Here is a 12,959-nt window from a genome sequence, read left to right as displayed (position 1 = left end):
GTTAATTGCCGGTTTCTCTGCCAACCTCCGATTCAGGAACAGTGAGCATTCAATGACGAAAGCAAAATGGGGTTCTCTTGGGCTGTCACTTTTGATCGTGATCGCGCTGGTGATCTGGATGGCGACTGGCGAGGTGAAGGTGGCCAGTGACGAGGCTCCGGAACGTCAGGACAGCGGCGATGGCCAGCCTACAACTGTGCAGGTGGAAACCCTGACGGCACGGCTGCATGAGCCGGGTCTGATGCTGCAGGGCCAGTTGGAGCCCTGGAGTTCGGTGATGCTGAGTGCCCAGGTGTCCGGTCGGGTGGAATCTCTGGCTGTGAGCCTGGGTGAGCAAGTCCGGCAGGGACAGAAGCTGCTTACGATATCCGATGAAGGTCGGAGTGCTGAGGTGTTGCGCTGGCAGTCCCGGGTTCGGAAACTGGAAGCGGACCTGGTGGCTGCGCGTCGGCTCCGCGCCAATAACCTCGCCTCGGAATCCCAGATTTTGAGCCTGGAAAGCGAGCTTGCTGCCGCTGAAGCGGAGCTGACCGGTGCCCGACAGGCCATCAGCCACCTTACTCCCGAGGCGCCTTTTGACGGCATTATCAACAGCAAATCGGTGGATACCGGCGATCTGGTGCAGGTGGGTTCCCCTCTGTTTCAGCTGGTGAGGGTGGATCGCCTGAAGGCTACCGCGCAGATTCCCCAGCAATCGGTGGGCGATGTGGCGCCCGGCCAGGCCGTTCGTGTGGATTTGCTGGATGGTAGCCGTCTTTCTGGCGTGGTGACCTTTGTGGCCAGCGCTGCATCGCCCGAAACCCGGAGTTTTGCGGTGGAGATTGCGGTGGAGAATCCGGATCGCATGCGGGTGGCCGGTGGCAGCGCCAGCCTCAGGGTGGCATTGCCGGAGGTAAAGGCGATGTTTATCTCACCCGCCTACCTGTCCCTCGGTGATGACGGTCGCCCGGGTGTGAAATACGTGAACGGTGAAAACCGCGTCGAGTTCGGGGAAGTGAAGCTGTTGAGTGTGTCAACTGAGGGCGCCTGGGTGACCGGCTTGCCGGATGAGATCCGCCTGATTACCCGGGGCGGTGGTTTCGTGAGCACCGGTGAGCAGGTCGTACCGGTCGACGCCGCTGAAGACAGGGGCTAGACCGCATGCGCGCACTGATCTTTGCCGCCATCGACCGCAGCCGGACTACCTTGCTTACCCTGCTGTTCCTGATTCTCGGGGGTATTGCCGCGTTTCAGACCATCCCCAAGGAAGCCAACCCCGACGTCACCATTCCGATGATCTATGTCTCCATGACCCTGGACGGAATCAGCCCGGAGGACGCCGAGCGTCTGCTGGTGCGGCCCATGGAGCAGGAGCTGCGTTCGCTTGAGGGTATCAAGGAAATGCGCGGTACGGCCTCAGAAGGGCATGCCTCGGTGATGCTGGAGTTCGATGCCGGGTTTGATCCAGACAAGGCGCTTCAGGACGTGCGGGAGAAAGTGGATACCGCCCGCACCAAGCTGCCCCAGGAAGCGGATGAACCCAGGGTGAACGAAATCAACGTGTCCCTGTTCCCGGTGCTGTCCGTGGGTCTGTCCGGGCCACTGTCGGAGCGGGAGCTGATCACCATCGCCCGCCGGTTCCAGGATGCCATCGAGTCCATTCCGGAAGTCCTTGAGGTGGAGATTGGCGGCGATCGGGAAGACCTGCTGGAAATCGTGGTGGATCCCCAGGTTCTGGAGAGCTACGGCGTTGATTTTGATCAGCTGGCTTCGCTGGTAACCCGCAACAATCAGCTGGTGGCTGCAGGCTCGCTGGATACCGGCAACGGCCGCATGGCCCTGAAAGTGCCCGGCGTGATCGAGACTATCGAAGATGTGATGTCCATGCCGATCAAGGTGGACGGCGACACAGTGGTCACCTTCGGCGATGTGGCCATGCTCCAGCGCACCTTCAAGGACCCCGCCGGGTTTGCCCGTATCAACGGCGAGCCGGCGCTGGTGCTGGAAGTGTCCAAGCGTTCGGGTGCCAACATCATCGAGACCATTGCCCAGGTTCGTGAGTTGATCGATCAGGCCAGACCGGAGCTGCCGGACTCTCTGGAAATCCGCTACATCATGGATCAGTCCGAGGAAGTGCGCGATATCCTCAGTGATCTGCTGAACAATGTGCTTACTGCCATCGTGCTCGTTCTGATTGTGGTGATCGCCGCCATGGGACCTCGTTCTGCGGTGATGGTAGGGCTGACCATTCCGGGCGCGTTTCTGACCGGGATCCTGGTGATCTGGAGCATGGGGCTCACGCTCAATATCGTGGTGCTGTTCAGCCTGATCCTGGTGGCCGGCATGCTGGTGGATGGCGCCATTGTGGTGTCGGAACTGGCGGACCGGAACCTGTCGGAAGGGCAGACTGTAAAGCATGCCTGGGCTGAGGCGGCCAGCCGCATGGCCTGGCCTATTATTGCTTCGACCGCGACCACCTTGGCCGTGTTCGTGCCGTTGTTGTTCTGGCCAGGCGTGGTCGGGGAATTCATGAAATTCCTGCCGCTGACGGTCATCATCTGCCTGATTGCTTCCCTGGCGATGGCGCTGGTGTTCCTGCCGGTGCTGGGAAGCACCAGCGGCGGCCGCCGGGCGCGGCAGGGCCACTTGCAGGGACGCCTGATGAAGGGCTATCGGCGGGTACTGGCAATGCTGCTCAGGTCACCGGGGCTGACGTTGATCGGCGTACTCTGTGTGATCGCAGTGATCTATGCGGCCTATGCCCGCTTTAATCACGGGGTGGAGTTCTTCCCCAGTGTGGAGCCGGATTCCGCCCAGGTGCAGGTGAGAGCGCGTGGTGATCTATCGGTGTGGGAGCGAGATGCCATCGTGCGAGAAGTTGAGCAGCGCCTGCGCGGCATGCCCGAGGTGAAGGCCCTTTACGCCCGCTCGATGGTCCAGACCAGCTCGCAGCTGGCGCCGGATGTGATCGGCGTTCTGCAGTTCCAGTTTACCGACTGGTTCACCCGGCGTCCGGCCAGCGCGATTCTGGAGGACTTCCGAGGAATGACCTCTGATATTCCTGGCATTGAACTGGAATTCCGCAAGCAGGAGGGTGGGCCCGCAGAAGGCAAGCCAATCGAGCTGCAGGTGAGCAGCCGGGAGGCGAACAGTCTCAATGGCTACGTGGACGAAATCAAAGATCGCATGCGGGAGCTCGGTGGCTTCGTGGACATCGAAGACGACCGCAGCCTGCCCGGTATCGAGTGGCGACTGCAGGTTGACCGGGAAGCCGCCGCCCGCTTTGGTACCGATGTGCTTGGCATCGGCAGTGCCGTTCGTCTGGTGACCAACGGTTTGAAACTGGCGACCTATCGCCCGGAAGACGTGCGGGATGAAGTGGACATTGTGGTGCGGGTGCCCAACAAATGGCGGGAACTGGATCATCTTCAGCGCCAGACCATTCATACCTCCCGGGGCCAGGTGCCGCTCTCGGAGTTTGTTGATCTGCGGCCTGGTGACAAGACCAACAGCATTGTTCGGGTGGATGGCCAGCGTACGGTGACCATCAAATCCGATCTGGCCCAGGGGCGCCGTGTGGATGAGCTGCTGCGGGCCCTTCAGGCGGAGATGCCAGAACCACCGGAGGGTATTTCGGTGAAGTTTGCCGGCGAGAACGAGGATCAGCAGCAGGCCTCCAACTTCCTTGCCACGGCCTTTCTGGTGGCTATCGGGCTGATGCTGCTGATACTGGTGACCCAGTTCAATTCGCTGTACCAGACCTTCCTGATTCTCTCGGCGATTGTGCTCTCCACTGCCGGGGTCCTGCTGGGCCTGCTGGTAAACGGTCAGTCCTTTGGCATTGTGATGGTGGGAATGGGCACGATTGCCCTGGCGGGCATTGTGGTGAACAACAACATCATTCTGATCGATACCTACAACCAGATGCGCAAGGACGGCATGGAGGCCTACGAGGCCGCCCTGGAAACCGGTTGCCTTCGTCTGCGGCCGGTGCTGCTGACGGCCATCACCACCGTGCTGGGTTTGATGCCCATGGTTCTCGGCGTCAATGTTGACCTGTTGACGCCGTCGCTGGGCCTGGGCGCTCCCTCAACCCAATGGTGGACCCAGCTTTCCAGTGCCATTGCAGGCGGGCTGGCGTTTGCTACTGTACTGACGCTGTTGCTTACGCCGTCACTGCTGGTTCTGGGCAACCGAGCCGGCCAGGCCTTCGGGAGGCTGGCCGCGAGGTTCAGAAGCGCGTGAATTTCATGAAGAATCCACTGAGTGTTCTTTACCGGGATGACCACCTTCTGATTGTCCACAAACCAGCCGGGCTGCTGGTGCATCGAAGTCCCATCGACAGGCATGAAACCGAATTTGCCCTGCAATATGCCCGGGGGCTCAATGACGGCCGGCATGTCTACCCGGTACATCGTCTGGACCGACCCACGTCCGGCATCCTGGTGTTTGCCAGGGACAGCGACACGGCCCGCACGCTGGGTATGGCGATGATGGCCGGCGAGGTAGCAAAAACCTACCTGGCCATGGTGCGTGGCTGGCCGCCGGAGCAGGGAGAGATTGATTATGCCCTGAGGGAAGAGCCAGAGGATCGACGGTTGAAAGGGGTGGAGCAGCCAGTGCGTGACGCCCTCACTCATTACCGCACGCTGGCGACCACCGAGATACCGGTAGAGATCGAGAAATATCCGACCAGTCGCTATGCGATTGTCGAATTGTGCCCGAAAACGGGGCGGAAGCATCAGTTACGGAGGCACATGAAGCATATCAACCACCCGATTATTGGCGATGCCAATCACGGCCGGGGTCGACACAACCGTTATTTTGCCGAACGTTTCGGCCAGGGCCGTTTGATGCTGGCGGCGACAGGTATGGCTTTTCGTCATCCCGCTTCCGGTGAGCCACTTACGATTAGTGCCCCACCGGAGGAAAGCTTCCTTGAAGTGTTATCGATATTTTCCGATTTTGACGTTCAGAATCAGCCCGAAAAATAGCGGCTGATCAACTCTGAGTAGGGGAGTGGTTTGCTATAGCGGTAGCCCTGAAGGTAGTCACAGCCTTTTTCAAACAGCCAGGCTTCATGGGCTTCGCTTTCAACACCTTCGGCGACCACCGACAAGCCAAGCCCCCTTGCGAGACCAATGATCGACAGGGTAATGGCGCAATCGTTTTCGTCGTCTGGCAGGTTGTTGATAAACGAGCGGTCGATCTTGATCCGGGAGAAAGGCAGGCTCTTTAGCCGCGACAGCGATGAGTACCCGGTGCCGAAATCATCAATGGCAAGCTCGGCGCCAGCCTCCACCAGTTGCTCCAGAACCCGACCGATCACACTGAAATCCCCCTGGATCGAGTCTTCCGTCACTTCGAACTGCAGGGCACTGACCGGCATATCCTGGTTGTTGCAGATCTCCTTGACCAGCTCCGGTAATTCGGGAACCAATACCTGCTCGGCTGAGAGATTGACGGATATGGTGGGTAATGGAATGTTGCGGTCTCTTGCGTCGCGCCAGTGAGCGCAGACGTTTTTGAGTACGCAGGCGCCCAGCTCATACATGAGCCCCGCGCTGCGCGCCACGTCCAGAAATTCAATCGGTGATAGCCAGCCACGCTGCGGGTGGTGCCAGCGAACCAGCGCCTCTGCGCTTTCCAGCTGTGTTGCCGTGCGGTCCATGATCGGCTGGTAGAAGACATCCAGACCATTGGTTTTGAGGGTTTCCCGCAGTTCGTTTTCCAGCGCAAATCGGGAGCGCGCTGTCATCTGGATTTCCGAGTCGAACAGGGTAGAACGGTCCCGGCCCTGCCTTTTGGCATGGTACATGGCGGCTTCGGCACCCCGAAGAAGTTCCTCGGGTTCATGACAGTCACCGGGGAAGTGGCAGATGCCCATACTGGCACTGACATTCAGGTCCTGGTCGGATACCCGGATCGGCTGGCGGATCCGGTTCTGGATTTCCCGGGTTACTTCATCAAGGAAGCCGGGCAGGGTGTAGTTTCGGATAACCAGAGCAAATTCGTCCCCTCCAATCCGGGCCAGAAAGTCCTTGCCTGCCAACTGTATCTCTTTAAGCCGCTGGCCGATGTCGGCAATGACCTGATCGCCGGCTTGGGGGCCGAGGCCGTCATTGATGGTTTTCAGGCGGTCAACATCAATCCAGAGCAGCGCCAGGCTGCCCGTGCCCCGCTGTTTGATCTTGCGTACCAGATGACCCAGCCGGTCACGAAGGGAATCGATGTTGGCGAGGCCAGTGAGGGAATCGTAACGGCTGACGTATTCCAGGGCCCGCTTGGATCTCAGCCACGCCTCATGGGTGTTCATCAGGCTTATGGTATCAGCGATGGCAGCTGCCAGTGAGATATCCGGGACCGACCAGTCCCGGCGGACATCTGACTCCAGGCAGACAACACCGCTGAGTTGTTCGCCGTCAAAAATCGGCGCATCCAGCATGGAGTAGATGTTCTGAACAGACAGGTAGCCAACGTCGAATGAACGGGTTCGGATATCATTGCGGGCATCGTCCACGGCAATAACCCGTTCTTCCGTGATGGCCCGGAAGTATTCGGGGTGGTCCGAGCGAAACAGATTGAATTCTGCGCCACTCGGCGACACGCAACTGTTGCGGTCGGGCTGTTCTTTGTCGTGCAGCCATTCGCAAGTAATCCGATCCCGTTCCGGGGGGAACAGCCAGACACTCGCACGTTTTAAGCCCAATAGCCGGGTGCACAGCTCCATGAGAGCTGCCAGCTTCCGGGGGCGGGGCATCTCGATAAAGCTGATATTGTGGCTCAGCTCCATCAGTGCCTTGTGATGGGTCACAAGGACTTCACTGTCACGCATGGCCGGGCTCAATGTGTTGTCCCTTTACTTGAAATACGAACGGCCCTGGGTCTCGGTTCGGTGGAAAGTTCAGGCGATCCCTGAGCTTCCTAAAGAATATGGCATCTGTTTTTATAAGTGTCCAACTTCAAACGGTATTGGCCAGTGAGTCCCTGGTCTTCGACTCTCCACTACTGAGACTGTTTCTGCTGAAATCGCAAAGCAGGGGCCAGGGATGATCGGCTTCCAGGGTGAAGGCGATATCCAACAGCGTGCGTTCGCCCCCGTGACGCCCCATGAACTGAACGGACACTGGCAGTTGATCAGGCGTGTGCCCCATGGGTAAGGAGATTGCCGGTGCGCCAGTGGCGTTGGCCAGTGGGGTGAAACTGACATAGTGGCGCAGCCGCTCGAACAGGGTCTCGAAGGGTACGTCGGGACTGAGGTGGCCAAGGGTAGGTGTGGTATGGCCAAGTACCGGTGTGAGCACCGCATCGAAGCCGGCCATAGCGTGGGCGTAGTCGTGCCATGAGCGTTTGAGCCGCCAGAGCGCGGCAGGCAGGCGCCAGAACTGCCGCCGGAACATCTTGTCCAGGCCGTTGGTCAGGCCGTCGGTGTTTTGCTTGTCGAAATCCGGGTGGAGCAGTTTCTTGCCGTTGGCCCTGATACCGAAGGCAAGCAGTGCCCAGTAGAGGGCGAAATCATCGGGGAAAGCGCTGTGCACCGGAACGGGAACAGGCTCAATGTAGTGCCCCAGTTTTTCCAGTCTGAGAGCGGTTTCTTCGACAGTCTGGCGAGTGATGTCATCGGTTTTGTGGCCATTGATGGAGTCCAGCACCAGCCCGATTTTCAGGGCGCGCCCCGATGGGCCCTCGATCTTGCCGACCGGCGGCAGCTTTGGATTCCGGTAATAGGCCTCGGCCTGATCGAGAAAGTTGGCGGTATCTCGTACCGAGCGGGTCACCACGCCTTCGCTGATAATGTTGATGGGCAGGGAAGCGGCAGCTTCGTTGTCTATCAACCGTCCTCGTGTGGGTTTCAGGCCTACCAAACCGCAGCAAGCGGCCGGAATTCGGATGGAGCCGCCGCCGTCATTGGCATGGGCGATGGGCACCACGCCGGCTGCCACCAGGGCCGCTGAACCGCCCGAAGAGGCACCGGAGGAATAGGCCAGGTTCCAGGGGTTCCGTGTAGCCGGCCCATGGGCGGGCTCGGTAGTGGCGTTGAAACCGAATTCCGGAAGGGTGCTTTTACCAAGGCACAGGAAACCCTGGGCAAGCAGTTGTCGGGCAAATGGACTGGTATCGGAAGCAGGTGCTTCAGGTACTGCCAGAGAGCCCTGGCGCGTGGCCAGTCCTGCCACGTTGGTGTTGTCTTTGATAAAAGTCGGCACGCCCTGGAACAGCGGCTGGGAGCCCGCCTGTGTCGCTGCATCGAGCTTTGAGGCAGTTTGGATGGCCTGGTCGTAGTTCGCCGAGGCCACGCCATGGATCAGCGGCTGGGCAGCCTGTGCCCGGACAATGGCGGCGCGGGTGAGTTCGGTTATCGATAGTTCCCGTCTGCGGATTTTTTCGGACAGTGTTGTTGCGTCATCACGCCCGAGCGCGTCGTTGCAGAATACATGGCAAGACTGCGGGATTTCCGGGGCGCTCATAACAGAATTCTCCTTAAAATGACCCAATAACTCTAATGCATTCGAAAACGTGATGACATGTCATTTTAGGTAGGGTGAGCGTTCGGCCGCCGGTGCGAGCTCTTTTCACAGACGTTTTCAGATAATAAGCTGTCGGCCTTAACCCGTTGTAAGCGAACCTGATGGAATTTATTGAACCCCTCGTGCGCCACTTTCTCGGCATCTTCTTTCTGATGATCGGTCTGCAGTTTGCTGGCCGAAGCCTTGGCTTGTATCAGCGTATGCATTTTTCGCACATCAATTATGGTGAGCGGGGGAGTGCGCCCTGGTGGCATAGACATATTTTTAATGTCTTCCGCGCGCTCATTCTGGGCGTCTGCGTGGTGCGGATTTTCGCGGATATAGATCCCTGGCTGGGCGTGTTCGGTCCCCTATATGCCTGGCCGGTTTTGCTGGCCGGTATGCTGCTGTTGATCGCATCTTTCACAACCGTGAACTATTTGCAGGCTTATATGCACGAAGACTGGCGCTCCGGTATTGACCCACGCAAGGACCAGCGCAAGTTACTGACCAGTGGCCCTTTTGGACGCTCCCGGAACCCATTGTTCCTGGCTGTGATGGCGGGACAGCTCGGCTTTTTCCTGGCGCTGCCCAGCGTGTTCTCCCTGGTGTGCCTGGTGGCCGGTGTGCTGGTAATTACCCGCCAGGCCCGGGAGGAGGAAAAGGCGCTGGCGGATAAATTTGGCGAGGACTACGAGCGTTATCGGGTGCGGGTGCCCCGCTGGTTCTGACTCGATTGCAGAAAACCAGGTCACGCGGATTTTTTTCGCGCTTCCTTGATCACATCGTAGGCATGACTGATCTCGCGAGTACGCTCTTCCGCCATTTCCCGCATGCTTTCGGGTAATCCCCGGCCGGCGAGTTTATCCGGGTGGTTCTCGCTCATCAGCTTGCGATAGGTCTTCTTGAGCTCCTCATCGCTGACAGACGGCGACACACCGAGAACCTTGTAGGCATCGCTGATCTGATCCGCTGACGATGGCTGGCCAGCGCCGGCCCGATGGGTGTGGGCGCCCCGAAGCATGGCTTCAAGCTGATCGACCTGGCTCTCGGGCAGTCCCAGCCCACGGGCTATCCGCACCAACATTTCGTGTTCGGCCGGATGAACTTTGCCATCCGCAGCCACGGCCGATACCTGAACCTGCAGGAACATCTGGAGAAACGCGGGTTGGCGTCCGCTGGCCTGGAGGAACCGGTTAAGCTCGGCATCCAGGTCGAACTCCGGTTCTTTCCCTCGGTTGAAGGCGGCTTTGGCCTTGGCTTTCTGGTCTTCATTCAGGCGGAAGCGCACGAACATGGCTTCGGCCATCTGAATTTCATCCCTGGAAATGACGCCGTCTGCCTTGCACAGGGCGCCCATTACCGCAAAGACCGACTCAATAAAGCCGGACTGGATGCTCTGGAGCTTGCCAATCAGGCGGCGCTTGAGAAGGTTCAACAAAAAGGCGCCAATAGCCGCACCTATCAGAAAGCCCGGGAATTTGCCAAAGGCGTAGCCAATCAGGCCGCCAATTATGATTGCAAACAGCATTAATGAGTCCTTAACAGGAATGAATCAGCCCATAGAATATACGTGTTTTTCAGTCCGGCTTCATGAACAGGCTTTCATCGACCTCGTCAATCTGACCGGGCTGCAGGTGCTGGTTGGCATACCGCTTGTAGGTGCCTGAGCGAATGAACAGTTCGAATACTGCCCGGTCGATGTGCCCGTCTTCAACCATGCGGGCCATGATGGTGAGGGATTCGGTGAGGGTTTTGCCCTCTTTATAAGGGCGGTCTACGGCGGTCAGTGCCTCGAACACATCAGCAACCGCCATGATGCGTTCGGGTATGCCCATTTCCGCTGCCGTCAGGCCACAGGGATAGCCGTGGCCGTCCATGCGCTCGTGATGGGTGCCCGCCAGTTTCGGGACATTGGCCAGCCGGTCGGGCAAGGGCAGGGCGTCCAGCATACAGATTGTCTGCACTATGTGTTCGTTGATCTTGAAGCGCTCCTCATCCGTCAGCGTACCTTTGGCCACCGTGAGGTTGTGGAGTTCGCCCCGGTTGTAGGCGTACTTCGGGAGCTCCATATCGAAGCCCCAGCGATTCCGGGGGTCGTCTTTTCGGACCGGGGGAATGTGGTCGCCCCAGGGCCTCAGATGTTCCGGTTTGTCGGCAAGCAGCTGTTCTGTAACCGGTAGTGGCGGCTCCGGTCTATCCTGCAGGGCATTTTTCTCGTCCGGCGACAGGCCGAGACGGTCACTGAAATGTCGTAACCAGGTTTGCTGGCCGATGCTGCGGATCTTCTCGATACTTTCTTCCGCCATGAACTCACCGCCCTGGTTGGCCGTCGCAATCAAACGGAATTCCTCCTGCAGGCGGGCCCGGGTAGCCTGGCGTTCCAGGTCGGCGGGTGCCTCCTCTTCGCCTGACAGAACGCGGTTCAGGTACCGGATGTCGGCATCCCGGTGCAGTACCTCGAACCGGGTGCGGATCTCGTGGATGCGGTTGTGGATGGTTTCCAGCTTGACCGCCTTGTCCACTACGTACTCCGGGCTGGTGATCTTGCCGCAGTCGTGGAGCCAGGCCGCCAGATGGAATTCCTGGAGCTGTTCTTCGGTCATGGTGAACGAGTCAAAGGCCCGGTCATTGCTGGCAATGGCTTCATCAACCAGCATCTGGGCGAGCTTTGGCACCCGCTCGCAGTGGCCGCCGGTATATGGTGATTTGGCATCAATGGCATTGGCCACCAGCCGGATGATGCCCTCGAGCAGTGCCTGCTGGCTTTCGATGAGCTCCCGGGTTTCGATGGCAACGGCGGCAGAGCCGGCAATTTCGTCCACGAAGACGATCAGGTCGTCACTCAACTGGGTGTGGTCGCCCACCTCCATCTCGATCGCCAGGACGCCGATCAGCTGTTTGCGTCGGTTGCGCAGAACGGCAAATACCGGGTGCCCCGAGATATGCTGTCGCAGCAAACGAATGATGTCGTTATCGTCGGACTCCGCTTGCACATTCGAGATGGTGTCTGGCAGTTGAAGATTCTGCTTAACGGCCAATGAGAGTTGGTTCTTCTGGCGCGTGAACAGGTAGATGCCGCCACGCTCCTGACCAACAATGTGGATAATCTGCTCAAGAATGTCCCGGAGCAGATGATTCAGGTCCTGACCCCGGTTCAGTACTGTGGCGATGCTCTGGAAGCTGCGTATGGTTTTCGCCATGTCGTCCAGTGCCACACTGAGTTGGCGCGCTTCACGGATGTTGGAGTTGGATCTGACCGGTGTATCAAATCGGAAACGGGACAGCCGGCTGACCTGATCGGTCAGGTGCTCCAGTGGACGGCCCACCCGACGGCCCAGGAACCAGCCGATCACCAGAAGCAGCAGGGCAATGAGTCCCGCGATCACTGTTTGCCTGGCAAGGGCCGCCCAGACGTCAGCCAGCAGTTCGTCCGACGGAATCGCAACGGCAATGCTGAGCCCTTCCTGTTGCAGGGCGCCGAGGGGCTCGGTCATTCCATACCAGTCTTTGCCGTCGGCACTGAATCGGGTGACAGAGCTGCCCTCCATGTGGTCGCCCAACCGGTCCAGGGCCCCGGAAATCGCAGGCCCGGGCTCTTTGGCGTTCCCCGAATCCGCGAGAACTTCCCGATCCTGGTTCACAATGGCAATCCGGGTGTTCGGTGTCTGGCGAAGCTCTGCCAGCTGGATGCTCAGGTCGGTCACGGTCACGTCAATACCGAAAATCGTTCCCGGCCCGCCGGTCTCTTCCGAAGCGCGACGGGAAAGCGTGATCCCGGTTTCCTGGGTGGTGAAGAACGCGTAGGGAGCGGAAAGCTCTGTTGAATCTGACGTCTTGGCGGCATTGAACCAGGGTCGGGTACGCGGATCGTAGTTGTATTCAGGTACCGGCCTTTGTTCAATCAGTTGCATGTCGGCATTGAAGAAACGCCATTGGCCCGGTGTTTCATCACCTCCGTGGGTGATCGTCTGGAGCAGAAACCGGGTTTCATCCGGGGCATCCGGAAACTGGAGGGTTCCGGAACTGCGAACCTTGCGCAGGAGAATAAAGTCTCCGTTCTGGTAACCGGCATAGACGGCGCTGACAATGTCACTGCTGTTCAGTATGTCGGCCAGCACCGGAAGCCGGTCAAGACGTTGCGCCAGCGTCTGTGCACCTGCGACGCTGTCGTGGCTGAGCACTGCAAGGGCGGTGGACGGTGGCGCCGTGATGGCCTGTATCCGGTCGTCAACACTGATCGCCAGTTGGCGGGCGGTGCTACCTGCCGCCGATACCTTCGCTGTCTCCATGCCCCGGAAACTCTGGCCGATCAACACAATGGTCAGAACCAGCATGCCGAGTGTTATGGCCGATGCAATCAGGAGGGCCAGCGAAATCTGGGCAGACTGGCGTTTTCCATGCATGGATGATCCTTACCGGTGTAGTTTGGCGTAAGACAGCAGGGTGATGGCCCTGCCTAGTGAAAGACTA

At 59.0% G+C, this 12,959-nt stretch carries 8 protein-coding genes; 4 read left to right on the top strand and 4 right to left on the bottom strand.

Annotated elements, in window-relative coordinates; all coding sequences use genetic code 11:
• The first annotated feature begins 52 nt into the window (after positions 1-52).
• Genes A8B84_RS07540 through A8B84_RS07530 form a run of 3 tightly spaced genes read left to right on the top strand, consistent with a single transcriptional unit; the run spans position 53 to position 4,973 of the window.
• The gene (locus A8B84_RS07540; RefSeq protein ID WP_064227324.1) at positions 53-1,135 is read left to right on the top strand and encodes an efflux RND transporter periplasmic adaptor subunit; all 1,083 of its coding nucleotides are present in this window, start codon (positions 53-55) and stop codon (positions 1,133-1,135) included.
• A gap of 5 nt (positions 1,136-1,140) precedes the next feature.
• A complete protein-coding gene (locus A8B84_RS07535; RefSeq protein ID WP_064227325.1) occupies positions 1,141-4,224 on the top strand; it encodes an efflux RND transporter permease subunit in 3,084 nt (1,027 codons plus the stop codon).
• 5 nt (positions 4,225-4,229) lie between these two features.
• The gene (locus A8B84_RS07530; RefSeq protein ID WP_064227510.1) at positions 4,230-4,973 is read left to right on the top strand and encodes a pseudouridine synthase; all 744 of its coding nucleotides are present in this window, start codon (positions 4,230-4,232) and stop codon (positions 4,971-4,973) included.
• On the opposite strand, the gene A8B84_RS07525 is transcribed toward A8B84_RS07530, so the two are convergent.
• The gene (locus A8B84_RS07525) at positions 4,958-6,814 is read right to left on the bottom strand and encodes a GGDEF domain-containing protein (protein WP_064227326.1); all 1,857 of its coding nucleotides are present in this window, start codon (positions 6,812-6,814) and stop codon (positions 4,958-4,960) included. The genes A8B84_RS07530 and A8B84_RS07525 overlap by 16 nt on opposite strands.
• Before the next feature lie 127 nt (positions 6,815-6,941).
• A complete protein-coding gene (locus A8B84_RS07520; protein WP_064227327.1) occupies positions 6,942-8,447 on the bottom strand; it encodes an amidase in 1,506 nt (501 codons plus the stop codon).
• A gap of 161 nt (positions 8,448-8,608) precedes the next feature.
• Here A8B84_RS07520 and A8B84_RS07515 point away from each other — a divergent pair, with 161 nt between their 5' ends.
• Positions 8,609-9,217 (top strand): methyltransferase family protein, encoded by a 609-nt coding sequence (locus A8B84_RS07515; protein WP_064227328.1) that lies wholly within the window; start codon positions 8,609-8,611, stop codon positions 9,215-9,217.
• Between the two features lie 20 nt (positions 9,218-9,237).
• Here A8B84_RS07515 and djlA read toward each other — a convergent pair whose 3' ends face one another.
• Both djlA and A8B84_RS07505 read right to left on the bottom strand, forming a co-directional pair.
• On the bottom strand, positions 9,238-10,017 hold the full coding sequence (gene djlA / locus A8B84_RS07510; protein WP_064227329.1) for a co-chaperone DjlA: 780 nt from the start codon (positions 10,015-10,017) through the stop codon (positions 9,238-9,240).
• A 49-nt stretch (positions 10,018-10,066) separates the two neighbouring features.
• Complete coding sequence (locus A8B84_RS07505; protein ID WP_064227330.1) at positions 10,067-12,892, bottom strand: HD domain-containing phosphohydrolase; 2,826 nt, start codon at positions 12,890-12,892, stop codon at positions 10,067-10,069.
• Positions 12,893-12,959: the final 67 nt, after the last annotated feature.

The sequence above is a fragment of the Marinobacter sp. EhC06 genome (genome assembly GCF_001650915.1).
In the GTDB taxonomy this organism is placed as follows: domain Bacteria; phylum Pseudomonadota; class Gammaproteobacteria; order Pseudomonadales; family Oleiphilaceae; genus Marinobacter.
Note: the sequence above shows the minus strand (reverse complement) of the source record. Positions and strands in the feature narration are given on the sequence as shown.